This is a genomic window from Mycolicibacterium sp. XJ1819 (genome assembly GCF_053483675.1).
Map to the genome: position 1 here is coordinate 100,616 of NZ_JBEFST010000011.1, position 23,798 is coordinate 124,413.

Annotated in this window: 24 protein-coding genes; 7 read left to right on the forward strand and 17 right to left on the reverse strand. The window is 67.1% G+C overall.

From position 1 onward, the window contains the following. Positions 1-45 precede the first annotated feature (45 nt). Positions 46-564, forward strand: a complete 519-nt coding sequence (locus tag ABQE89_RS13865; protein WP_448417415.1) for an RNA polymerase sigma factor — start codon at positions 46-48, stop codon at positions 562-564. Continuing rightward, positions 561-1,829 carry a VOC family protein gene (locus tag ABQE89_RS13870; RefSeq protein WP_448417417.1) on the forward strand — a complete coding sequence of 423 codons (1,269 nt, stop codon included), beginning with the start codon at positions 561-563 and terminating at the stop codon, positions 1,827-1,829. The genes ABQE89_RS13865 and ABQE89_RS13870 overlap by 4 nt, the downstream gene beginning before the upstream one ends. On the opposite strand, the gene ABQE89_RS13875 is transcribed toward ABQE89_RS13870, so the two are convergent. The 3 genes from ABQE89_RS13875 to ABQE89_RS13885 form a co-directional block, all read right to left on the reverse strand. Next, positions 1,824-2,996: an NAD(P)/FAD-dependent oxidoreductase gene (locus ABQE89_RS13875; RefSeq protein WP_448417419.1), complete on the reverse strand. Its 1,173-nt coding sequence runs from the start codon at positions 2,994-2,996 to the stop codon at positions 1,824-1,826. The two genes, ABQE89_RS13870 and ABQE89_RS13875, sit on opposite strands and share 6 nt — an antisense overlap. A gap of 61 nt (positions 2,997-3,057) precedes the next feature. Then, on the reverse strand, positions 3,058-3,912 hold the full coding sequence (locus ABQE89_RS13880; protein ID WP_448417421.1) for a mycofactocin-coupled SDR family oxidoreductase: 855 nt from the start codon (positions 3,910-3,912) through the stop codon (positions 3,058-3,060). Between the two features lie 47 nt (positions 3,913-3,959). Further along, positions 3,960-4,769: an SHOCT domain-containing protein gene (locus ABQE89_RS13885; protein WP_448417423.1), complete on the reverse strand. Its 810-nt coding sequence runs from the start codon at positions 4,767-4,769 to the stop codon at positions 3,960-3,962. Positions 4,770-4,848: 79 nt separating this feature from the next. On the opposite strand from ABQE89_RS13885, the gene ABQE89_RS13890 reads away from it, so the two are divergent. Continuing rightward, complete coding sequence (locus tag ABQE89_RS13890; RefSeq protein WP_448417425.1) at positions 4,849-6,240, forward strand: MFS transporter; 1,392 nt, start codon at positions 4,849-4,851, stop codon at positions 6,238-6,240. Here the strand turns inward: ABQE89_RS13890 and ABQE89_RS13895 are convergent. The 8 genes from ABQE89_RS13895 to ABQE89_RS13930 all read right to left on the reverse strand — a co-directional run bounded on the left by ABQE89_RS13895 (position 6,206) and on the right by ABQE89_RS13930 (position 13,598). Further along, on the reverse strand, positions 6,206-7,066 hold the full coding sequence (locus ABQE89_RS13895; RefSeq protein ID WP_448417427.1) for a cutinase family protein: 861 nt from the start codon (positions 7,064-7,066) through the stop codon (positions 6,206-6,208). The two genes, ABQE89_RS13890 and ABQE89_RS13895, sit on opposite strands and share 35 nt — an antisense overlap. 159 nt (positions 7,067-7,225) lie before the next feature. Continuing rightward, complete coding sequence (gene tuf / locus ABQE89_RS13900) at positions 7,226-8,416, reverse strand: elongation factor Tu (protein WP_448417429.1); 1,191 nt, start codon at positions 8,414-8,416, stop codon at positions 7,226-7,228. 92 nt (positions 8,417-8,508) lie between these two features. Then, positions 8,509-10,614, reverse strand: a complete 2,106-nt coding sequence (gene fusA, locus ABQE89_RS13905) for an elongation factor G (RefSeq protein ID WP_448417431.1) — start codon at positions 10,612-10,614, stop codon at positions 8,509-8,511. Between the two features lie 81 nt (positions 10,615-10,695). Further along, positions 10,696-11,166, reverse strand: coding sequence for a 30S ribosomal protein S7 (gene rpsG, locus ABQE89_RS13910; RefSeq protein ID WP_448417433.1), 471 nt, complete (start codon positions 11,164-11,166; stop codon positions 10,696-10,698). Continuing rightward, on the reverse strand, positions 11,166-11,540 hold the full coding sequence (gene rpsL / locus ABQE89_RS13915) for a 30S ribosomal protein S12 (RefSeq protein ID WP_448417435.1): 375 nt from the start codon (positions 11,538-11,540) through the stop codon (positions 11,166-11,168). The genes rpsG and rpsL overlap by 1 nt, the downstream gene beginning before the upstream one ends. Before the next feature lie 293 nt (positions 11,541-11,833). Beyond that, positions 11,834-12,451: a TetR/AcrR family transcriptional regulator gene (locus tag ABQE89_RS13920; protein ID WP_448417437.1), complete on the reverse strand. Its 618-nt coding sequence runs from the start codon at positions 12,449-12,451 to the stop codon at positions 11,834-11,836. Between the two features lie 77 nt (positions 12,452-12,528). After that, the gene (locus ABQE89_RS13925) at positions 12,529-13,062 is read right to left on the reverse strand and encodes a DUF3558 domain-containing protein (RefSeq protein WP_448417439.1); all 534 of its coding nucleotides are present in this window, start codon (positions 13,060-13,062) and stop codon (positions 12,529-12,531) included. Between the two features lie 2 nt (positions 13,063-13,064). Continuing rightward, positions 13,065-13,598, reverse strand: a complete 534-nt coding sequence (locus ABQE89_RS13930) for a DUF3558 domain-containing protein (protein WP_448417441.1) — start codon at positions 13,596-13,598, stop codon at positions 13,065-13,067. 87 nt (positions 13,599-13,685) lie between these two features. Here ABQE89_RS13930 and ABQE89_RS13935 point away from each other — a divergent pair, with 87 nt between their 5' ends. From ABQE89_RS13935 to ABQE89_RS13945, 3 genes are all read left to right on the forward strand, one after another. Further along, positions 13,686-14,114, forward strand: coding sequence for a DUF3060 domain-containing protein (locus ABQE89_RS13935; RefSeq protein WP_448417443.1), 429 nt, complete (start codon positions 13,686-13,688; stop codon positions 14,112-14,114). Then, complete coding sequence (locus ABQE89_RS13940) at positions 14,111-14,518, forward strand: DUF3060 domain-containing protein (RefSeq protein WP_448417445.1); 408 nt, start codon at positions 14,111-14,113, stop codon at positions 14,516-14,518. The genes ABQE89_RS13935 and ABQE89_RS13940 overlap by 4 nt, the downstream gene beginning before the upstream one ends. Positions 14,519-14,814: 296 nt before the next feature. Beyond that, positions 14,815-16,470, forward strand: coding sequence for a glycine/sarcosine N-methyltransferase (locus ABQE89_RS13945; RefSeq protein ID WP_448417447.1), 1,656 nt, complete (start codon positions 14,815-14,817; stop codon positions 16,468-16,470). A gap of 12 nt (positions 16,471-16,482) precedes the next feature. Here ABQE89_RS13945 and ABQE89_RS13950 read toward each other — a convergent pair whose 3' ends face one another. Genes ABQE89_RS13950 through ABQE89_RS13965 form a run of 4 tightly spaced genes read right to left on the reverse strand, consistent with a single transcriptional unit; the run spans position 16,483 to position 20,541 of the window. Continuing rightward, positions 16,483-17,247 carry a crotonase/enoyl-CoA hydratase family protein gene (locus ABQE89_RS13950; protein WP_448417449.1) on the reverse strand — a complete coding sequence of 255 codons (765 nt, stop codon included), beginning with the start codon at positions 17,245-17,247 and terminating at the stop codon, positions 16,483-16,485. Further along, positions 17,244-17,978 (reverse strand): PaaX family transcriptional regulator C-terminal domain-containing protein, encoded by a 735-nt coding sequence (locus ABQE89_RS13955; RefSeq protein ID WP_448417451.1) that lies wholly within the window; start codon positions 17,976-17,978, stop codon positions 17,244-17,246. Before ABQE89_RS13955 ends, ABQE89_RS13950 begins: the two co-directional genes overlap by 4 nt. Continuing rightward, positions 17,978-18,916, reverse strand: a complete 939-nt coding sequence (locus ABQE89_RS13960) for a crotonase/enoyl-CoA hydratase family protein (RefSeq protein ID WP_448417453.1) — start codon at positions 18,914-18,916, stop codon at positions 17,978-17,980. Before ABQE89_RS13960 ends, ABQE89_RS13955 begins: the two co-directional genes overlap by 1 nt. Beyond that, positions 18,913-20,541 (reverse strand): acyl-CoA dehydrogenase family protein, encoded by a 1,629-nt coding sequence (locus ABQE89_RS13965; RefSeq protein WP_448417455.1) that lies wholly within the window; start codon positions 20,539-20,541, stop codon positions 18,913-18,915. The genes ABQE89_RS13960 and ABQE89_RS13965 overlap by 4 nt, the downstream gene beginning before the upstream one ends. A 142-nt stretch (positions 20,542-20,683) precedes the next feature. Between ABQE89_RS13965 and ABQE89_RS13970 the strand changes: the two genes are divergently transcribed. Then, entirely contained in the window at positions 20,684-21,925 is a 1,242-nt protein-coding gene (locus ABQE89_RS13970; RefSeq protein WP_448417457.1) for a hypothetical protein, read from the forward strand. Here the strand turns inward: ABQE89_RS13970 and ABQE89_RS13975 are convergent. Continuing rightward, entirely contained in the window at positions 21,850-22,968 is a 1,119-nt protein-coding gene (locus ABQE89_RS13975; protein ID WP_448417459.1) for a phosphatase PAP2 family protein, read from the reverse strand. The two genes, ABQE89_RS13970 and ABQE89_RS13975, sit on opposite strands and share 76 nt — an antisense overlap. A 66-nt stretch (positions 22,969-23,034) precedes the next feature. Beyond that, positions 23,035-23,787 carry a deoxyribonuclease IV gene (locus ABQE89_RS13980; RefSeq protein WP_448417461.1) on the reverse strand — a complete coding sequence of 251 codons (753 nt, stop codon included), beginning with the start codon at positions 23,785-23,787 and terminating at the stop codon, positions 23,035-23,037. Between the last annotated feature and the right edge of the window lie 11 nt (positions 23,788-23,798).

Genomic DNA, 23,798 nt, shown 5'->3' on the forward strand with positions numbered 1-23,798 from the left:
CGATTGGGGTGTCGGAGTCGGGGCCTCGACGGCGACGATGAGGGTGTGAGCGCCGAATCGGATGGCGACGACGCTCCGCGGGCCCTGCTGGCGCTGTATGACGAGGCACTGCCGGTGGTCTACGGGTATTTCGTCCGTCGCTGCAGCGACCGAGCGACGGCCGAGGACCTGACGTCTGACACGTTCCTCGCGGCGATGGACGCCGCCCGCAAGCAGGTGGTGCCACCGATTTCGGTGCGGTGGCTGCTCGGGGTGGCGCGCCACAAGCTCGCCGACCACTACCGCCGCCGCCACGACCGGTTTTCCGTTCCCGTCGCCGAGGTGCCCGAGGCCGTCGACGGCGCCGACGACTGGGACGCCGAACTGGACCGCATCGTCGCCGAGAGCGTGCTGGCCAAGCTGTCCGAGCAGCATCGCACCGTGCTGGCGCTGCGCTACATGGACGACTGCTCGGTGCCCCAGTGCGCCGAGTTGATCGGCCGCACCGTGCACGCCACCGAAGCGCTACTGGTGCGGGCCCGGCGCGCGTTCAGAGCGCATTACCCGGAAGGAGGCACGTCATGACCGACAGCATCGATCCGCTGACCGTGCTGCAGCGCCACGACCTTCCGGTGCAGCCCGATCCGGCGTTCGCCGCACGGCTGCGGGCACGCCTGGAATCAGCTGTGTCCCTTCCCCATCGAACTCGAGGAGTTGTCATGAGCGGCACCGATACCGCGATCGCCGAACTGTCCGCGACCACCGTACCTCGGTCGGCCGCGCTGCCGTATCTGACGGTGGCCAACGCGCGCGACGCGATCGATTGGTATGTCGACGCGTTCGGCGCGACCGTGATCTCCGAACCCGTCGTGATGGACGACGGCCGCATCGGGCACGCCGAACTCGCGCTGTCCGGCGGGGTGTTCTACCTGGCGGACGAGTACCCGGAGATCGGCCTGAAGGCCCCTGATCCGCAAGCGGTTTCGGTGAGCCTGATGATCGAGGTGGCCGATACCGACGCGGCGCTCGACCGGGCCAGGCAGAACGGCGCGGTCGTCGGCCAGGAGGTTCACGAGGCCCACGGTTCACGCAACGCCACGATCACCGACCCGTTCGGGCACCGCTGGATGCTGAGCGGACCGGTGACCGGGGCTGCCGTGGGTATCGCGCACGGCGACGTCGGCTACGTCTCGCTGTGGACACCCGATGCCGACCGGGCCGCGGCGTTCTACGGTCACGTGCTGGGCTGGACCTACGACCCGGTGTCGCACCGGATCACCAACACCCGCCAGCCCATCGGGTTGTTCAGCGTCGACAGCCGCCAGGGCATGCTGTGCTGCTACGCGGTCACCGACCTGGCGGGAGCCAGGCAGTCGATCCTGGAGGCGGGCGGCACCGTCGGCGCGGTGCAGCGCTTCGACTTCGGCGCGATGCTGGACGCCGTCGATCCCGCGGGCATGGCGTTCGCGGTGTTCGAACCCGTCGCCGGCACAGCGCGACCGGAACTCAACGGCTCAAGGCCGGGCGAACTTTCGTACATCACCTATCAGGTGGTGGATTCCGGTGCGTTTCGGGCGTTCTACAGCCGGATCCTGTTCTGGTCCTATCAGCCCGGCCGGATCGACGACGGTTGGCAGATCCAGCACACCCACCCGATGGCGGGCGTGGCCGGCGGCAGCCCCCACCCGGTGACCGTGCCGATGTGGACGGTCGCCGACATCGACGCGGCCGTGGCGCGGGTCCGGGAGGCCGGCGGCTCCGTGCTCGAGGAGCCCTCGCGGCAACCGTACGGGCAGTCGGCGCTGTGCACCGACGATCAGAACACCCGCTTCTACCTCGGTCAGTTATAGGACGTCGGCGATCGGGGTGCCCGCCGCGATCTTGGCGCGCATCTTCATCACCTTGCCTGGCATGCCGCCGCCGACCACGCCGGCCAGCACGCCGTCGCGCTCGTAATAGGCCAGGAACTTGCGGCCGTCATCGGCGACGATGTGCACCACGTCCCGGGCTTCGGGCTCGCCGAGGCACTGGATCTTCACGTCGTACTGGTCGCTCCAGAAGTACGGCACCGACACGGTGTTGGGCACGTCTGCGCCCAGCATCGCAGGCACCATCACCCGCGCCTGATCGGCCACGTTGCTCCAGTGTTCAACGCGCACTTGGTGTCCGAGATCGTGGCGCCACGACGCCACGTCGCCGACCGCCCACACGTGTTCGGCGCTGGACCGACCACGCTCGTCGCAGACCACGCCGTTGTCCAGCTTGATACCGCTGCCTTCGAGCCAATCGGTGGCCGGACGCGAGCCGATGCCGACGACCACCAGGTCGGCGTCCACCTCAGTGCCGTCGCCGAGGACGACCTTTTCCACCCGCTCGGCGCCGCTGACCGCGGAGACCCCGATGCCGCAGCGCACGTCGACCCCCTCGGCGCGGTGCAGGCGGGTGACCAGCTCGCCGATCTGCGGCCCCAGCACGGTCGCCAACGGCGCCGGCTGTGGTTCGACAAGCACCACGTCGACGCCGAGCCCGCGCAGGCTGGCCGCCACCTCGCAGCCGATGAAGCCCGCACCGACCACCACGGCCCGGCGCGCCGAGCCGGCTTCCTGGCGCAGTGCCATGCTCTCGTCGTAGGAGCGCAGTACGTGGATGCCCCCGAGCTCCGGGAACGACGGAATTCGCTTGGGCACCAGGCCGGTCGCGACGATCAGCTCGTCATAGGTGACCTCGGTGCCGTCGGCGAGGGTGAGCATGCGCGCGGCAGTGTCCAGCGAGCGCGCGGCGTTGCCCAGCAGGACGGTGATGTCGTTGTCCTGGTAGAACTCGGCCGGCTTGAGCGTGACGTCGTCGACTTCGGAGCGCAACACCTCCTTCGACAGCGGTGGCCGGTCATACGGCAGATGGGTCTCGTCGCTGACGATGGTGATGGCGCCGGTGTACTCCGATTTTCGCAGCTGTTCGGCCGTGCGGGCGGCGGCCAGCCCGCCTCCGACGATGACGATGCCGCCATTGATGCTCATGGCCAGATTTCTTACACGATGCGCCCGGCGTTTTGCACGCCACCCCGTCGTTGGGGACGGGTCAGTACTTCATGGTGCCGCGGTCGACGGCGATCTGGCTGCCCGAGATCGTGGCCGAGGCGTCACTGGCCAGCCATGCCACCACGTCCGAAACCTCCTCGGCGGTCATGAATTCCTGTAGCCCCTTCTTGCCCTGGTGGTTGACCGGATGGTAGGGCATCGGAGCGAAGGCGTGGATGAACGACGGGTGCTTGGCGAACAACGCCATCATCGCGTCCTTCTCCACCATCGGGGTGTCGATCGAGTACGGGTGGATGGAGTTGACCCGGATGCCGAACTCCCCCGCCTCCAACGCAAGTGAGTTGGTCAGCGCGGTCAGGCCGTGTTTGGACGCCGAGTAGTGGGCGTTGCCCGGCGTGGCCTTCAGCCCGGCCGAGGAGCTGACGACGATGATCGATCCGCCATTGCCCGCCTCGATCATCGCGGGCACCGCGGCGCGCAGGGTGCGCCAGGTGCCGTTGAGGTTCACGTCGATGACGGTGTTCCACTGTTCCTCGGACATCTCCCAGACCCGGCCCCAGCTCAGCACGCCGGCGTTGGCCACCACGATGTCGAGCCGACCGAACTGCTCGACGCCGTCGGCCACCACCTGTTGTAGCGCGGCCAGGTCCCGAACGTCGACCTGGCGGGCCAGTACCTTGCGGCCGGTGGCCTCCACGGCCCGTACCGTTTCGGCGAGTTCGTCCGCGGTGGCCAGCGGATAGCTGACGGTCTCGGAGATCGGGCCGCAGATGTCGATCGCGATGATGTCGGCGCCGTCGTCGGCCAGCCGGATCGCATGCGCTCGGCCCTGACCGCGGGCCGCTCCGGTGATGAATGCCACTCGCCCGTCCAGGGGCCCGTTCGTCGCCGCCACCGGACCAGGTTAACAGCAGAACTGAAACGTGTTCTAGTCGACCGGCCTCAGAGGTCCGCGAGAATTTGCTGGCGCTTGTCGGTGTACTCCTCCGCCGAGATCGCGCCGGTGGCGCGCAGGGTCTCCAACTCCTGGAGGCGTTGTGCGGTCGACGGTTCCGGCGGGGTCGGCAGCGGGGCGGACACCGCGGCCGGCGGTGCCGATGCGCGCCGGACCACTTCCTGAATCTGTTGGCGGGCCGCAGGATTGGAGCGTACATCGATCATGCTGTCCAGCCCGATGCCGTGCCTCTTGAGGATCTGCAGAATCTCCATCAGCGCGCCGGTCTGCCCGGTCAGGTCATAGGTTCTGTTGTCGTCGGCGAGGGTGAACGTCGCAGGCATCAGGCCGCTGACCAAACTGCTTCGCTCCCAATCAATCTGGTAGGAGTTCGTCGTCGGATCCACCAGCGCCACCAGTTTCCTATTGGTGATCATCGGCAACCGGGATATCGACGCGATCACCCGGTCCTGCGAGGCGAACGGCGCCAGACCGGGCCCGGAGATCTGCAGATCGAGTTTCACCAACGGTTGTTCGTTGATCCGGGTACCGGTTTCGTGGATGCCGACCACCTGGGCCAGCGCCAGCACACCGGTCTGTTCGAGGGCGGCGGTGCGCGCCTTCGATTTCACCCCCATCGCGGTGATCGCCAGCGCGATCAACACGTCTAAAGCGGTGATCAGCAGGCCGACCCAGAACATCCACTGCAGCATCGGATCGGCGCCCATGGCGAAGTAGACGACAAGGAAGATCGGTCCGACGATGCCGCACAGCAACACGAACGCCTGGATCCGGAGGTACCGCCAGAATGTCGACATCGGCCATGCTCCCGTCGCCGCGAATTTTTCCGTGTCAGATTAGCGCCAATTCGGCGGTGGTGCGCCGTATCGTCGGGCGGTGACACCGGGAACCCGATCGGTCCGACCACGCCTGGTCCTGGCGGCGGTGTCCATGGCGTTGTTCTGCGTCCAGATCGACTACTTCGCGATCAACCTGGCGCTGCCGAGGATGGCCTCCGATCTGCACAGCACCGCCACCGACTTGCAGTGGGTCATCAGCGTTTACATGCTCGCACTGGGGGCCTTCATGGTCCCCGCGGGTCGGTTGGGCGACATCTTCGGCCGTCGCCGCGCACTGATGGTCGGCATCGCGATGTTCGGGGTGGCGTCGGTACTGTGCGCCCTGGCCCCGTCGGCACCGGCGATCATCGCCGCCCGGGTCCTGCAGGGGCTCGGTGCGGCGCTGATCTTCCCGGTCTCGGTGAGTGTGCTGACGAATGCGTTCCCGGCGGTCAGCGCCGGGCGCGCAATCGGATTGGCCTATGGCATAGCGGGTTTGGGTAACGCCGCGGGCCCGTTGATCGGCGGCCTGTTCACCGACACCATCGGCTGGCGGTGGATCTTCTGGCTGAACGTGCCGCTGACGCTGGTGTCGCTGGCGATCGGCGCCTCCGCCATCACCGAGTCCTCCGACGAGACCGCACCGCGTCGTATCGATGTCACCGGGCTGGCGCTCATCACCGCGGGAATCGGCTTGTTCACCTTGACCTTTGACCGCGCGCCGAGCCTGGGATGGCTCTCGGTGTGGACCGCGTCGGCCTTCGTCGGCTCAGTGGCCGCTCTGGCGCTGTTCGTGGCCGTCGAGAACCGTGTGCGCTGGCCACTGGTCGATATGTCGTTGCTGCGCAATCCGCGGTTCACTGTTCTGGTGGTCGCGGGCACGATCGCCAACATCGCGTACGCGGTGACGATCTTCCTGTCGACGATGTACCTGCAGGAGGCGCGCGGGCTGGACCCGCTGATCGCGGGCCTGGTGTTTCTCGGACCGTCGGCGGGCGCGGCACTGGGCGGCGTACTGTCCGGGCGGTTGACGACCCGTCGGCCGCCGGTGGTGATGGGGGTGACGACGGTGGCCGCGGCCGTTTCGGTGGGCGTGCTCGCGGCCGCTCGCCAATGGTCGGTGTATCTGCCCGCGCTGACGGCGTGTGGGCTGAGTCTGGGCCTGGTGTATGCCTTTACGACCGTCGCCACCCAGGCGGCCGTGCGGCCCGAACGCGCGGGTGAGGCAGCCGGGGTGACGCTGACCGCGTTGGTCACCGTCGCCGGGGTCGGGGTGGCGGTGTCGGGCACGGTGGTCGAGATGCTTGAGCGCGCCGGCGCGTCGCAGGCCGGCGCGATCGACACGGTGCTCGCGGCATTGGCCGCGATCCTGCTGCCCGCCGGTGTGGTAGTGCTGTCGCTGGCCCGGCAGAGGTCTACTGCGCGGGTGTCGTCGCCGACAGCGGGATGACCGGCTCCGCTTCGGGAACCGACGGCAGCGACGGCGTCTGGGGCGCCGGGCCGACCAGCTGATACAACGGCTGCGTCCAGCGGTACCCGCCGGCGGCGGTCGTGTAGCCGGTGTGGATCAGCGTCGAGACCTTCGACACCTCCTCGGCGTCCGGGTCGTAGTCGCACACCGCGTCACCGAGTTCGCACACGCTGATCGTGCGGGCGCCGATGGCCGGCGGCAGCGGCTGCGGCGCGCGCGCCAGAATCGGCCAGTCCTGCGCGACACCCTTGCCGGCGCCCGGAACGCTGGTGACCGAGCCGATGTTGATGGTGGGGTCGGCGGGCAGACGATCGCCGTCGGCGATCAACAGCGCGGCCACCATGTTGGGGTTGGCGCCCATCGCGTGCAGGTTGCGGTGCACGACCATCGCGCCCTGCGAATAACCGGCGAGCACGACCTTGGACTCCGGGCAGCGCTGCGTGAACGCGGCGTACTGGGCGCCCAGCGCGGCGGCGCCGGTGTCGACACTGCTCATGAAGCCCAGCCACTCCCCGATGCCGCCGTCGTCATCGGGCACGGCCACGGCGGGGTATTCGACGGCCTCGGCGGTCATCGTGCGCCCGTCGGCGGCCACCAGTTCAGCCAGATCGAGGTAGGACTGGTAGATGTCGTCGCCCATGCCGGCGTTCGCGGTCAGGTCGCCGTCGCGCTGACCGGAGCCCGCGGCGCCCATCCAGTGCACGTCGGGGCAGGTGGGTTCGGCCAGCGCGACCGCTGACGAACCGATCAGCGCTGCACCGGCGACGGCTGCGGCGCACGTCAGCGCCGAGATACGACCGAACATCAAGCCCAACCCTTCTACTCCCGACCAGGGCATACGCGATGTACATCGTCTCGGTGGTCACAGCCGTTACACCGGCGGGCCCGCGAGATCTCGACGAGAAGAGAAACGAAAGCGGCGCCCACCCCAAAGGGTGAGCGCCGCTTTACGGCAGAACCTAGATCACTTGATGATCTTGGTGACCCGGCCGGCGCCGACGGTACGGCCACCCTCGCGGATCGCGAACCGCAGGCCCTCGTCCATGGCGACGGGCTGGATCAGCTTGACCGAGATGTCGGTGTTGTCACCGGGCATCACCATCTCGGTGCCCTCCGGCAGCGTCACCACACCGGTCACGTCGGTGGTACGGAAGTAGAACTGCGGACGGTAGTTGTTGAAGAACGGCGTGTGCCGGCCACCCTCGTCCTTGGCCAGGATGTAGACCTGACCCTCGAACTCGGTGTGCGGCGTGGTGGTGCCGGGCTTCACGACGACCTGACCGCGCTCGACGTCCTCACGCTTGATGCCGCGCAGCAGCAGACCGACGTTGTCACCGGCCTGACCCTGGTCGAGCAGCTTGCGGAACATCTCCACGCCGGTGACCGTGGTCTTGGTGGTCTCCGGACGGATGCCGACGATCTCGACTTCCTCGTTCACGTTGACCACGCCACGCTCGACACGACCGGTGACCACGGTGCCGCGGCCGGTGATCGTGAAGACGTCCTCGACGGGCATCAGGAACGGCTTCTCGGTCTCGCGGACCGGGTCCGGAATCGACTCGTCGACGGCCTTCATCAGCTCGAGGATCGACTCGACCCACTTCTCGTCGCCCTCCAGCGCCTTGAGCGCGGAGACCTTGATGACCGGGGCTTCCTCGTCGAAGTCCTGGGCGGCCAGCAGCTCGCGGACCTCCATCTCGACGAGTTCGATGAGCTCCTCGTCGTCCACCATGTCCGACTTGTTCAGTGCGACCAGGATGTAGGGCACACCGACCTGACGGGCGAGCAGCACGTGCTCGCGGGTCTGCGGCATCGGGCCGTCAGTGGCGGCGACCACCAGGATCGCACCGTCCATCTGGGCGGCACCGGTGATCATGTTCTTGATGTAGTCAGCGTGACCGGGGGCGTCCACGTGGGCGTAGTGACGCTTCTCGGTCTGATACTCCACGTGGGAGATGTTGATCGTGATACCGCGCTGACGCTCCTCGGGCGCATTGTCGATCTGGTCGAATGCGCGCGACTCGTTCAACTCGGGATACTTGTCGTGCAGAACCTTGGTGATTGCTGCGGTCAGCGTGGTCTTGCCGTGGTCAACGTGACCAATGGTCCCGATGTTGACGTGCGGCTTCGTCCGCTCGAACTTCGCCTTCGCCACTGTGGTGTCCTCCTGGACTGTGTCGGTGCTTGTTGGAAAGCAGTTGTTGATCTTTGCAGTTGTTGTTCGCCGCGGTAACGACGGGTCAGAACTTACTCACCCGTCGCCTTCGCGATGATCTCCTTCGACACCTGCGCCGGAACCTCGGCGTAACTGTCGAACACCATGGAGTAGTTAGCCCGGCCCTGGGACTTCGACCGAAGGTCGCCGACATAGCCGAACATCTCCGACAGCGGAACGAGCGCCTTGACGACGCGCGCACCTGCCCGCTCCTCCATGGCCTGGATCTGACCACGGCGGGAGTTCAGGTCACCGATCACTTCACCCATGTAGTCCTCGGGTGTGGTCACCTCGACCGCCATGATCGGTTCCAGGATCACCGGCTGAGCTTGGCTGGCAGCCTTTTTCAGCACCTGTGAACCCGCGACTTTGAACGCCATCTCCGACGAGTCCACTTCGTGGTAGGCACCGTCGAGCAGCGTGACCTTCAGATTGACCAACGGGTAGCCCGCCAACACGCCGTACTGCATGGCGTCCTGCGCGCCGGCGTCCACCGACGGGATGTACTCCCGCGGGATACGGCCACCGGTGACCTTGTTCTCGAACTCGTAGGTCGCCCCGTCCTCGCCCGTGAACGGCTCGAGGTCGATGATGACCTTGGCGAACTGGCCCGAACCACCCGTCTGCTTCTTGTGGGTGAACTCGACCTTCTCGACCTTGCGCTTGATGGTCTCCTTGTAGGCCACCTGCGGCTTGCCGACGTTGGCTTCGACCTTGAACTCGCGCTTCATCCGGTCCACCAGGATGTCCAGGTGCAACTCGCCCATGCCGCCGATCACGGTCTGGCCGGTCTCCTGGTCCAGGTGCACCTTGAAGGTGGGGTCTTCCTCGGCCAGCTTCTGGATCGCCGTGCCGAGTTTCTCCTGGTCGCTCTTGGTCTTCGGCTCGATGGCGACCTCGATCACCGGATCCGGGAACGTCATCGACTCCAGCACGACCTGCTGATTGGCGTCGGACAGCGTGTCACCGGTGGTGGTGTCCTTGAGGCCGATCACCGCATAGATATGCCCAGCGGAGGCCCGTTCTACCGGGTTCTCCTTGTTGGAGTGCATCTGGAACAGCTTGCCCAGCCGTTCCTTCTTACCCTTGGTGGCGTTGATCACCTGCGAACCCGACTCCACGGTGCCGGAGTACACCCGCACGTAGGTCAGCTTGCCGAAGAACGGGTGCACGGCGATCTTGAACGCCAGCGCGGAGAACGGCTCGTCGACCGACGGCTTGCGCAGCACCTCCTCGTCCTCCTTGCCGGGGACGTGGCCGCGAACCGACTCGACGTCCAGCGGCGAGGGCAGGTAGTCGATGACCGCGTCGAGCATGGGCTGCACGCCCTTGTTCTTGAACGCGCTGCCGCACAGCACCGGGTAGACCTCGCTGTTGACGGTCAGCTTGCGGATCGCGCCCTTGATCTCCTCGATCGAGAGTTCCTCACCGCCGAAATACTTCTCCAGCAGTTCCTCGTCGGTCTCGGCGACGGCCTCGAGCAATTCGTTGCGGTACTGCTCGGCCTTCTCCACGAGGTCGGCCGGGATATCGGTGACCTCGTAGGTCTCGCCCAGCTTCGTCTCGCCCTGCCAGACCTTGGCCCTCATCTCGACCAGGTCGACGATGCCCTCGAAGTCGGCCTCCGCGCCGATCGGCAGCTGAAGGACCAGTGGCTTGGCGCCCAGGCGGTCCTTGATGGTCTGCACGGTGAAGTAGAAGTCCGCGCCGATCTTGTCCATCTTGTTGACGAAACAGATCCGCGGCACGTCGTACTTGTCGGCCTGCCGCCACACCTGCTCGGACTGCGGTTCGACACCCTCTTTGCCGTCGAACACCGCGACAGCACCGTCGAGCACCCGCAGGCTGCGCTCCACCTCGACGGTGAAGTCGACGTGGCCGGGGGTGTCGATGATGTTGATCTGGTGGTCGTTCCAGAAGCAGGTGACCGCGGCCGACGTGATGGTGATCCCGCGCTCCTGCTCCTGTTCCATCCAGTCGGTGGTCGAAGCGCCGTCGTGCGTCTCGCCCATCTTGTAGTTGACACCGGTGTAGTACAGGATGCGCTCGGTGGTCGTGGTCTTACCGGCATCGATGTGCGCCATGATGCCGATATTGCGGACCTTGTTCAGGTCGGTCAGCACGTCCTTCTGTGCCACAGAAGTCTTCTCTCTCGCTTGATAGTTGCTGTTGTCAGCCTTGGTGGATCGCCCGCAGCCGCACTGCTCGCGGGCGCATACTCACCAGCGGTAGTGCGCGAAGGCGCGGTTCGCCTCGGCCATCTTGTGGGTGTCCTCGCGCCGCTTGACGGCGGCACCCAGGCCATTGCTGGCGTCCATGATCTCGTTCGCCAGGCGCTCGACCATGGTTTTCTCCCGACGCTGCCGTGAGAAGGTCACCAGCCAGCGCAGGGCCAGCGTGGTGGACCGTTCCGGCCGCACCTCGACGGGCACCTGGTAGGTCGCACCACCGACACGGCGGCTACGCACCTCCAGCGCGGGCTTGACGTTGTCCAGAGCGCGCTTGAGGGTGACCACCGGGTCGGTGCCGGTCTTGTCGCGGGCCTGTTCGAGCGCATCGTAAACAATGCGTTCGGCCAACGATTTCTTCCCTCGCACGAGAACCTTGTTGACCAGCTGGGTGACCAGCTGCGATCCGTAGACGGGATCGCTGACCAACGGACGCTTGGGCGCGGGTCCCTTACGCGGCATCAGCTCTTCTCCTTCTTGGCGCCGTAACGGCTGCGGGCCTGCCTGCGGCCCTTCACGCCCTGGGTGTCCAGCGAGCCGCGGATGATCTTGTAGCGCACACCCGGCAGGTCCTTCACCCGGCCGCCGCGCACCAGCACCATCGAGTGCTCCTGCAGGTTGTGGCCCTCACCGGGGATGTAGGCGGTGACCTCCACCTGGCTGGTCAGCTTCACGCGCGCGACCTTGCGAAGCGCCGAGTTCGGCTTCTTCGGCGTGGTGGTGTACACGCGGGTGCACACGCCGCGGCGCTGCGGACTGCCCTTGAGGGCCGCAACTTTTACCTTGCCTGGCTTGTCGCGGCGCCCTTTGCGGACCAGCTGCTGGATGGTTGGCATCTACCGGCTTTCTGTGTTTCTCTGCTGTTGTAAGTCGCTGTACTGCAGTTATCTCCCGCTCACGTACCCCGCGACCGGGTGTGTCGCACGCGCCCGCCTGACAATTCGAAGGCAATTTGACGACAAACTGCCTAATTCTCAGGGCATGGCGACACGCGAATTAGCCCGGCGTGCAGGCATGCCTGCGGTTTCGCATACCGCAAGCGCCTTATCTGCCAGGCACGATCGTCCACAATACCTGGCCACGGCAGCGCAGGTCAAAGCGCGTCAAAGCCGCGCTGACCAGCCGGGATCTAGCGGCGTTCCATGCCGGCCGCCAACCGCATCACCATATCGCTGTAGAGCGCGTCGGCGTCAATACCGTTCATCGCCCCCGTCATCTCCAGCAACACGAACCCGTGCATGGCCGACCAGAACTCCAGCGCCGCGTAGAACGCGTTCTCGCCGTCGAGTCCGTAGGACGCCAGCACGTCGATCACCGGCGCGGCGGCCGCCCTGGTGGCCTCGGTGAACTCGGGATCGTCGCCGTCGAGCGGCATCCGGGTGAACGCCGAGTAGCGGCCCGGGTGGTGGTGGGCGTAACTGCGGTAGGAGCTGGCCATCGCGATCACCGCGTCGTCGCGGGTGCGGCCCTGACCGACCGTGTTGAGCATGTCGATGATGTCGCCGACCACCCGCATCCGCACGCATCTGCGCAGGTCTTCAAGGCTGTGCACGTGGTTGTACAGCGACGGGCCCTTGGTGCCCAGCTGGGTGGCCAGCGCATTGATGGTCAGCGCATCCCAGCCCTCGCGGTCTAGAAACGTCAGGGCCGCGTTGACGATCGCGTCGCGGCTGAGCTTGGCCGGCCGCCGCCCGGAACCCGAGGATCGGGCCGCCGCAGGAGAGTGCGATTCGGATGGTGGTGCCACGCGCTTCGCCCCCTCGAATTCATCGTCTGTCGGCCCGATCGGACCACGGCAAAGCTAACACCTCTAGTTTGGCGAGGTCAGTTCACACGCTGCTGGCTGATGCTGGCCAATCGCTCGGTGATCGCGCACAGGTCGGGCAGCGTCGCGGGGTTCATCGTCTGGATCGACCAGGTGATGACGTCACCGCCCTTGGCCACATAGATGCTGCAGGCGTTGCCGTCGAAGGCCTTGAACCCCTTGTTGCCGTCCAGCGACAGCTCGGTGAGGTCGCGGCCGGCCTGCGCCTCCAGCTTGCGTTCGGTGTCCATGTCGCTGCCCCGGTACCACCACGTCGAGATCCCCATCCCGGCTCCGACGGTGCCGAACACGGTGTTCTCCTGCCAGAAACAGCCGGCGTCGCTGACCGCTGCCGGGGTGAACAAGCCGCCGCCGGCCGCGGCCGCGATGTCGGCGTCGGTGACGCCGTTGCAGTCGCCGCTGCGAAATCCGTCGCCAGACGCCGGCGCCGGGGCGGGCCCGGCCGAGCGGTCGGGGTCGCCATCGGCGGCGCAACCGCCGAGCGCGATCGCGCAGAGGACGACGGCACCGATCCAGAACCGAAGATCCGACATCGTCACATGTCCGAGCTCAACGTGGCCGCCAGCAGCGATCGGGCATCGGCACAGGGATCTCCGTCGGACCGGCCGCGGATCTGCACCCACCAACTGACCACGCCGGTGCCCGCCGCCGACGTCGCCGAGCAGGCCACGCCGGTGGTGTCGCGTCGTGCGAGAAACGCGCTGTGCCGCTCGACGTCGGCGTCGGTCACCGTCGCGCCCCGGTCGGCGGCCAGGTTGCGCTCACGCTCCAGGCTTCCCGATTCGAACCAGGAGAACGTCACGTCGACGGTCGCGTCGGCCCGGGTCAGCACGTATTGGCAGACCGCGCCGCTGTAGGGCCGGACCACGTGGTCGGCGCCGAGGGTTTCGCGGACCGTCTCGTCGAGCAGCAGTCCGCAGCGGTTGTCGACGTAGGCATAACTGCGGTCGGGATCGGGGACGCCGGGTTGCGCCCGCAGCGCGGTCCCGCTGACGGTCGTAGCACACCCAGCAACGGCTGCTACCGCCGTGACCGCGACGACAGCAACCGGATTGACACGCCAACCCATCGCACTTCACGCTACCGAGCACCGTCGGTATTGGCGACTCGGACGAACCCTGCCATCACGGCATCGCCGCGAAGTACGCTCTCCCCCATGACGCGGACCACTGCGGCCTGGACGCTGGCCATCGCCATCCCGCTCTCGCTGACCGCGGCGGCGCCCGCGCAGGCCGAACCGGTGGTGTGCAATCCGGTGCTGCGGGAATGCGCCAAGCCCGGCGTCGTCGGGGGCCACCGTGGGCAGGACACGACCATCACCGGCATCGGCGTGGTGCAGACGATCGACTGCCAGGACTCCACGCTGCTCGTCAACGGGGCGAACAACCAGATCACCGCGCTGGGTTCGTGCTGGGCCGTGACCCTGCAGGGCAACGGGAACGTCGTGGTGGCCGACAACGTCGTCAACGACATCACCGTCTACGGGTGGGATCAGACCGTGCTGTACAAGAACGGCGCGCCCCTGGTGTCCGACCGCGGCCGTGAACTGGGGATGACCAACCGCATCTCGCAGGTGCCCGCATGAGGGCGCGTCTGGCGCTGACGGCCCTGCCGGTCGCCGTTGCCGCGACGCTTGCGCTGGCCGGCTGCGGTTCGGACAGCGGGGATACGAACACCCCGACCGCGACGGCGGGCACATCGGGCGCGCAGCTCGAGATCGGCAACACCATCAACTACGGGTCGTTCGGCACCACCGCCGACATCGACTGCGCCGACGGCAAGTCACTGAACATCGGCGGCTCCAACAACACGCTGACCGTCACGGGTACCTGCGCGAACGTCAACATCGGCGGCGCCGACAACAAGGTCACGTTCGACAAGGTCGACAAGGAGATCAGCGTCGTGGGCCTGAACAACACCGTCACCTACAAAGACGGCGACCCGACGATCAACGACACCGGCACGAACAACAACATCCGCAAAAATTAGCCGTTCCCAACGGATTTCATCGCGCGCGGACGCACCGGCCGTGCCGCCGTTATTTGCCATGTCATAGACTGTCCCTTCGAGCGGTCAGTGCCAGCGCACGACCGGACATGGCGTCGCGCGGTGAATGCCCGGCGGAATTCGCGGGCTTTGAGATCCTCCGTTCGCCGCCGCTTGGTGAGTCGTTGTGAATGAGCCCGCTCCGCGTCGGCCGACGGCATCGATCTTGCCGTGTCACGGGTCGGTGGCGCGGTTCGGAGCCCGGTTGCGGCGACGGGTAGCGCAGAGGAAGAGGCGAAATGTCGACGTTTTCGAATGTGCAAGACAACGCGGAGCTGCGGTTGCGCGAACAGAATTACGGTGAGGATCCGCTCGCGGACCGCGACACCGACCTGTACCGGGCCGAATACGTCATGAGCTTCGTGGAGAAGTGGGACGAGCTGATCGACTGGGACGCCCGCGCGCAGTCCGAAGGGCAGTTCTTCATCGATGTGCTGCGGGCCCGCAACAAGCACCACATTCTCGATGTCGCGACGGGCACCGGGTTTCATTCCGTGCGGCTCACCGAGGCCGGCTTCGATGTGGCCAGCGCCGACGGTTCGGCGGCCATGCTCGCCAAGGCGTTTGAGAACGGGGCCAAACGCGGCCTGATCCTCAAGACCGTGCAGGCCGACTGGCGCTACCTCAACCGCGACATCATCGGCAAGTACGACGCCGTGATCTGCCTGGGCAACTCGTTCACCCACCTTCATGACGAGCAGGACCGCAGGCGCGCGCTTGCCGAGTTCTACGCGGCGCTTCGGCACGACGGAATCCTGATCATCGACCAGCGCAATTACGACGAAATGCTCGACAACGGCTTCAAGTCGAAGCACAAGTACTACTACTGCGGCGATCAGGTCACCGCGGAACCCGAGCACATCGACGAGGGCCTTGCGCGGTTCAAGTACACGTTCCCCGACGACACCGAGTACACGTTGAACATGTTCCCGCTGCGAAAGAATTACCTGCGCAGGCTGATCCGGGAGGCCGGTTTCGAGCGGGTGCGGACCTACGGCGATTTCCAGGAGACCTACCAGGACAGCGACCCGGACTTCTTCATCCACGTGGCGGAGAAGTCGGTGCCCGAAGCGGCCAGCGCCCAGAACGAGGCCGAGGCCTACTACGACAGCGACGACGCCGACGCGTTCTACTCGATGGTCTGGGGCGGCGAGGACATTCACGTCGGCTGCTACGAGAACACCGGGGACATCCGCGCCGCCAGTGTCGAGACGGTGGACCGGATGGTGGGCCGGTTGTCCAGGCTCGACAGCACCAGCCGGGTGCTCGACCTGGGGTCCGGCTACGGCGGGTCCGCCCGTCGGCTGGCCGGTCAGCACGGTTGCTCGGTGACCTGTATCAACATCTCCGAGGCGCAGAACGACACGAACCGGCGAAAGACTGCGGCGGCCGGTCTCGAGGACAAGATCCAGGTGGTGCACGCCAGCTTCGATGACGTGCCCGAACCGGACAACAGCTACGACGTCGTGTGGTCCCAGGACGCGTTCCTGCACGCTCCCAACCGACGCAAGGTGATCGCCGAGGCGTTCCGGGTGCTCAAACCCGGCGGTGAACTCATCTTCACCGACCCGATGCAGATCGACGACGTGCCCGACGGGGTGCTGCGGCCGGTCTACGAACGGCTCAATCTGCGGGATCTGGGCTCGATGCGGTTCTACCGCAAGGCCGCCCAGGCCATCGGTTTCGAGGTGGTGGACCAGATCGATCTGGTCGACAACCTGCGCACCCATTACCAACGGGTGGGTGAGGAGTTGACGGCGCGGCGCGCGGAGCTCGAGGAGAAGTCCTCGGCCGAATACCTGGACCGGATGCTGACCGGGCTCAGGCATTGGGTGCAGGCCGCCGACCGGGGTCACCTCGCCTGGGGCATCCAGGTTTTCCGCAAGCCGGAGTAGTTCCCCCGGCTCTCAGGCGGAGGTGCCGTGGCGGCCCGCACCCGCCGCGAACCGCGCCGCGCCCTCCAGCGACTCGGCGGCGACCCGCGACATGCTGCCGAACTCGAAGTCCATGGCTTCGGCTTCCGGACTTCCCCATTGGTTGAGCACCGACAGCCGATCCGACCGCATGCACTGCTGCGGGAACTTGGCGAGTTCGGCGGCCAGTTCCTCAGCCTGTTGGCGCGCTTGACCTTTCGGTACGACTCGGTTGGCCAGACCGATCGCGAGCGCCTCGTCGGCGTCGACCGCCCGGCCAGTGAGGATCATGTCCATGGCGCGACTCTGGCCGATCAGCCGCGGTAACCGCACCGTGCCGCCGTCGATGAGCGGGACACCCCAGCGGCGACAGAACACGCCCATCACCGCGTCCTGCTCGACCACCCGCAGATCGCACCACAGGGCCAACTCGAGTCCACCCGCGACGGCATAGCCGCTGACCGCGGCGATCACCGGCTTGGACAACACCATTCGCGTCGGCCCCATCGGGCCGGGGCCGGTGCGGTGCACCGGGTTGGAGTCCGGAGTGCCAATTGCCTTGAGATCGGCTCCGGCGCAGAACGTTCCGTTGTCACCCCACAGCACCGCGACCGCTGCCGAGTCGTCCTTGTCGAATGCGTCGAACGCGGCGTACAACGCCTCGGCCGTCGGGCCGTTGACGGCGTTACGGGCCGTCGGCCGGTTCATGATCACCGTGGTCACCGGGCCGTCCTTTGAGACCCGCACAGCGTCGGTCATGTCGCCTCCATCAGTTGCTCGGTGTGGCGCCGCGCGGACAGCTCGGCGGCGAAGTCGTTGTAGGCTCGACGCAGGGCCTCGCCGGGCCAGTCGTCTGGCAGCAACTCGGCGGGCAGCACCGGATCGGTCAGCAGGTGGCGCACCATCGCGGCCGCGGTGACGAATCTGCCGGGAATACCGGTCGCGGAATGCATGTCATCCAAGAGCTGATGGCTGATCTGCGCCCATTCGGGCAGGTTCCACAGCCGCTCAGCCAAATCGGCGGGATCGGCGTCGCGCGATCGCAGCACCCGGACCCGGTCGAGCACATCGGCGGGCAGGGTCATCTCCAGGTTGTCCGGACGCAACCAGATACCCTCGCGCAGTTCCCCGAAGCGGTTGTGCTGCAGGCTGGTCCGCAGGCCGGCCCGGGTACGGGCATCCGTGCCGACGCTGGTGATCACCACGGTCTTCCACTCTGAAGTCCAATCCCGCAACCTGGGGTTGATCGCGTCGTCCTGGCGGCGCTGACGGGCCAGCAGGCGGTCCGAGAGCCGATAGCCGTCCTCGGAGCGCACCAGGTCACCGGCGCCGACCATCCGGGTCAGCGCCACCCGCAGCGTCGATTCGCGGATGCCGAAGTCGGCTGTCAGCGCGATCAATTCGCTCACCGTCGCCCATGCCGGATGCGCGCCGAGCAGCACGCTCAGCACGACGGAGCGGGCCGTCAACCGCGACAACGACCTCGGCATCACACCCCGGAGGTCTTGCGGCCGTGATCGCCGAACGGCTCGTCACGCCTGCGGACGGCCTCACGGAAGCCGTGCTCACGCGACAACGCGACGAACTCGTGGCCCTCCGGCGTGTGCCGGGCGACCCCGTCGAACACCGTCGAGACCATCGCACTGTTGGCCACGCCCTGGTTCAACAGCGCCGAGTTCATCGCCAGCTTGACCATGATCAGCTGGTTGACCGGCACCGCGGCGATCCGCTCGACCAGTCGCTCGGTGCGCTCATCGAGGTCGGCGGGGTCCGGCGCCTCGACCGCCAGCCCCCACTCGGCGGCCTGGGCCCCGGTGATCGAATCACCGGTCAGCAGCAGACGTTTCGCACGCTGATCACTGAGCCGGTGTGCCCACATCCCCGCTGCGGGCACGCCCCACACCCTGGTCGGCGGGTAGCCGATCTTGGCGTCCGCCGCGGCGATGATCTGATCGGCGTGCAGCGCGATGTCAGTGCCGCCGGCCACGCAGTACCCGTGGATCTTGACCACGGTCGGCTTGTCGGCGTGCAACAGGCTCGAGAAACCGCGGACGAACCGACTCATCATCTGGTAATCGATCATCGGGTCCCACGGCTGATCCGGCAGATGGTTGACCGCCTGGGTCTTACCCGAGAGCACGGTGTCGCGATAGGGGCTGCCGCCGCCTGCCGACGAGGACCCCTCGGCGTACGCCGACAGGTCGAAACCGGCGCAGAAGCCCTCTCCGCGACCGGATACCAGGATCACGTGGACATTCGGATCCAGATCGGCGCGCTCGACGAGCGCGGACAACTCCAGCGGTGTGTCCGCGACGATCGCGTTGCCCTTCTCCGGCCGGTTGAACGTGATGCGCGCAACCCGGTCGGTGACCTCGTAGGTCATCGTCTTGAGATTGTCGAAGTCGACGGGCCTGATCGCGTGCGTCATCCCTTCACCATCGCGCGCTCGAGGATCGGCGCGAGGTCCAGGCCGGTCGGCAGGGTGCCGAAGGCGCCGCCCCACGCACCGCCCATCCGGGTGGCCAAAAAGGCCTCGGCGACCGCGGGGTGGCCGTGGCGCACCAGCAGCGAGCCCTGCAGGGCCAGGCTGATGTCCTCGGCGACCTTTCGGGCGCGGTACTGGATGGTCTCGAGGTCGCCGAACGCGGGCCGCAACTGACCCACGAACGCATCCAGTCGCGGGTCGACCCCTGCGGTGCCCGCGAGCTCGTCGAACAACACGTCGACGCATTCCGGCCGAGTTGCCATGGCGCGCAACGTGTCCAGCGCGCTGACGTTTCCCGAGCCCTCCCAGATGCCCATCAGAGGCGCCTCGCGGTACAGCCGCGGCATACCGGAGTCCTCCACATAGCCATTGCCGCCCAGGCATTCCATCGCCTCGGCCGCGTGCGGGGTGGCGCGCTTGCACACCCAGTACTTGCTGGCCGCCAGGCCGATGCGGCGCAACAGCGTCTCACGCTCGTCACCGCGGACCGCGGCGTCGGTGGCGCCGGCCATCCGCATCGCGACGACGGTCGCAGCCTCGGCCTCCACGGCGAGGTCGGCCAGCACGTTGCGCATCAGCGGCTGGTCGATCAGATACTCGCCGAAGGCTTTTCGATGCTGGACGTGATGGATCGCGCGGGCCAGTCCGTTGCGCATGCTGGTGGCGCTGCCCAGCGTGCAGTCCAACCGGGTGAGGTTGACCATCTCGATGATGGTCGGCACCCCGCGCCCCTCCTCGCCGACCAGCCACGCCACCGCACCGTCGTACTCCACCTCGCTGGAGGCGTTGGCGTGGTTGCCGAGCTTGTCCTTGAGCCGTTGCAACAGCATCCGGTTGCGGCTGCCGTCGGGCAGGATCCGCGGCAGGAAGAAGCAGCTCAACCCGCCGGGGGCCTGCGCGAGCACGAGGAAGATGTCGCACATCGGCGCGGAGGTGAACCACTTGTGGCCACGCAACGAGTACGTCCCGTCGCCGTTGGGGGTGGCCTCGGTGGTGCCCGCGCGGACGTCGGAGCCGCCCTGCTTCTCGGTCATCGACATCCCCGCGGTGATGCCGGCCTTGGTGGTGGGCACCTTCAGTTCAGGGTCGTAGACGCGGCTGGTGAGCAGCGGTTCGTAGGTGGCCGCCAGGTCCGGGTTGTGCCGCAGTGCGGGCACGACGGCGTAGGTCATCGAGATCGGACAGATGTGGCCGGGCTCCGGCGTCCACACCGAGGTCTTGGCCGCGCGCACCACGTGGGCGCCCGGTCGGTCGTCGGCCCACGGCGCGGCGTGCAGTCCGTGCCCGACGGCGACCGCCATCAGTGCGTGGTAGGCGGGGTCGTACTCGACCTCGTCGACGCGGTGGCCGTACGCGTCGTGGGTGTGCAGGATCGGCCGATTACGGTCGGCCAGTTCACCCCAGCGCTGCGCCTTGGCACTACCGGCAAGCGCCCCGAGCTCGGTGACCTCGTCGAGGCCCCACTCGCCGCCCTCGCGGATCAGTGCCTCGGTCAGCACCGGCGAGGTGGCGGGGTTGTGGTCCTGAAGCGGCGGGGCCTGATTGGTGACGACGTGCGTGTCTGACATGGCCTTCATATTACAGTTTGCCGACAGTTGCACAATAGCTGTAATACGCGTGCGGCCAGCCCGGGCTACCTCGTAGCCGGGGGTGGGTGGGTTAACCTGCTGCCAACCGTTGCTACCGGCAATCGTCGCGGAGGAACCAGCCATGATGTCCGCGCGTATGCGTGCAGTTGTCGTCTCCGCGACCGTCGTCTCCGTGGTGCTGGCCGGGTGCTCACAGAGCGCGCCCCCGGTGCCGACCACGACTCCGACACCGTCGGGCTCGGGAATCGTCGTGGTGGCGGTGGAGGATCCGGCCTCACCGGTGGTCGGGTTCATCGACCCGTCGTCCGGAAAGTACTCGCACGCGGCGACGCTCAACGTGTCGCCGGAGTCGTTCAGTGTCGCCAATCCCGGCGACATCAGGTTGGCTCCGGACTGGTCGCGGTATGCGGTGACACGCGAGGTCGACGGCGCGAAGCGGGCGGGCTGGGTCGATCCGGAGAGCAACTTCACCGATGTCGACGGCGGCGAGGCGATCGGCTTCGACGGCCTCGGGAACTTCTTCTACCGGGGGTCGGGCGGGGTGCATCTGGTGCGGGCCGGACAGAGCGACGGCGGCGAACCGGTGCCGTATCTGCCCGACGGCGACGACGTCGTGTTCAAACGCGACGGCGCGGGCCGGCTGTTCGACGCGGTGTGGTGTCCGACCTTCGCGGCCAGTTGGCTCTCCCCTGCCGAGTATCTGCATGTGTCCGGCGACGGGCGACAGATCCTCAAGACCGACATCGGCGACACGCCTGGCCTTCGCAACTGCGATTCGGCCGTCGGGATTCCGCTTCTGCCCACGGGCAACTCGACGACCGTGGCGAACCCGGTGGCCAGCCCCGACGCGACGCGGGTCGCGTACGTCGACGACGGCGGTGAGCTGTGGCTGGTCGGCACCAGGGAGGGCGACACGCCCGCACCGCTGCCGGTGTCTGGCATCGACCTGGTCCCGGCGGGCAGGACGATGCTGGTGGGGTGGACGTCACGGGTGGTGGGTTACAACCGCCCGCAGGACTTCTCGCATCGGCCGGACATGAAGGGGACGTGGTCGGGCAGCTACTTCTCGGCCGGGTTGACCGGGACGGGTGCGGCCGCACTGCACGTCGACGTGTCCGACCCGTTGACGGGCAGCATCGTCACCAGGTCGGGCGACCTCACCTGCAACAGCGCGGTCAACGAGACGAACCGAACCCCCGAAACCCTCACCGTGGAAACGACTTTGAAGCCGGGCGCCGACCCGCGCTGTCGGGGCGCCAACACCATGGAACTGGCCTGGCTCGACGATCAACTGTCCGGCGTCATCACCGGCTCGTCGGAGGCCGGCTTCGTCGGCGGCACGCTGATCGTTCGTCGACGCTGAGCCCGGCGGGTCTCGAAACGGTTGAGCGCGGCCATGACGACGGCCGCCAGCGCCCAACCCAGCAGGATGTCGACGACGTAGTGCTCGGCGGTGTAGACCAGTGTGAACGCCATGATCAGCACGTAAGCGACCAGGATCGGCCGCCAGCCGCGCTGCACGCGGGTCCACAGGAACGCCGCGATCCCCAGGGACAGCCCGGCGTGCAACGACGGGATGGCCGCGACCAGGTTGACGCTGGCCTGGCCCTGGTCGATCAGCGCGCTGGCCGAATGCAGGTTGAGTTTGCCCCAGCCGCGGCCGACGATCCGCTCGATCCAGCCGTTGGCGCCGTCCTGGGCGCTGGACATGGCCCCGAGCAGTCCACCGTCGGGAACGCCGCGCGCCGAGCGGAACATGCAGCGCGGGCCCGACGGTCCGCCCGCGACGTCGACGGACGTGCACCTGGCGGCCGCCCACGGCGGGGCGGCGGGCAGTAGCGCATAGATCACCAGCGCGGTGAAGGACAGCCCGACGAACAATCGGACGAACGACTTCCACTCCTCGCGGTTGCGCAGCCACAGCATCGCCGCGATCACGTACGGCAGGATGAAAAACGACATGTAGACCGAGCTGATGACCACTTCCCACCACGGCGGGTGCGGCGATTTCAGCCGTTCCTGCAGCCACACCGTGGGCACGGTGCCGAAGAACATCCACCGGTCGGCGTCGATTTGCCAGTGCCACAGCGTCGGCCGGCCGACCAGGCCGGCGGCGCCCCTGCTCAGGTCGTAGGCGATGAGAACCAGCGCGAACGGCAGCCAGTCGCGGATGACGAAGAGCATGCGCCGGCCCTGCCCGATGCTCGCCGCGAGCAGACCGGTGGAGATGTAGAGCAGCAGCAGTTCGCGGTTGAATGCGAACCCCGTCGTGATCGTGCGGTAGACCACGATGACGGCCCAGGTGGCGATCGCGGTCCGCCGCGCGATGGTCAGCCATCGGTCGCGGGCGTCGACCGGATCCAGGACGTGCGGCAGCGCAATTGACGACTCGTCAACTGCAGACACTCCCAAGAATCTAGTTCACCGGGGCGTAACTGCCAGGTAGACGGCAGTTCAGTTAGCGTTTCGTGATCAGCCCAGGTGCTCGCGCAGGAAGGCGATGTCGTCCTTGCGGCCCTCGTCGGCGGTCTCGCAGATGACCGGGGCCTCGGCCGCCTTGACCACCGCGACCAGCAGTTGCGGGTCGATCTGGCCGGTGCCGAAGTTGGCGTGCCGGTCGGCGCCCGAGCCCGCCGCGTCCCGCGAGTCGTTACAGTGCACCAGGTCGATTCGCCCGGTGATCGCCTTGATGCGGTCGACGGCGTCGATCAGCGCCTCCCCGGCAGCCCACGCATGGCAGGTGTCCAGGCAGAAGCCGATGCCCATATCGCCGATGTGATCCCACAACCGGGCGATGGTGTCGAAGTGGCGGGCCATCGCGTGATCGCCGCCTGCGGTGTTCTCCAGGTAGACCGGTACGTCGGTCTCGAGGTACTTCAGCGCCTTGACCCAGCGCTCGAACCCGGCCTCCCAGTCCTTGTCGTCGGCATGCCCGCCGTGCACGATCACCGCCGTCGCCCCGACCTCGGCGGCCGCATCGCAGGTGTCCTGCAGGATCTTGCGCGACGGGATGCGCACCCTGTTGTTCGCCGATGCGACGTTGATCAGATACGGCGCGTGCACATACAGCGGCACGCTGGAGGCCTTGAGCGCCTCGGCGTCCTCGCGGGGTTTGGGCTTCTTCCAGCTCTGCGGGTTGCCGAGGAAGAACTGCACGACATCGGCGCCGTCGGCCTCCGCGGCGGCCAGCGGGTCTTCGTTGTGGACATGCGAACCGATCAACACGCGGCCAGTCT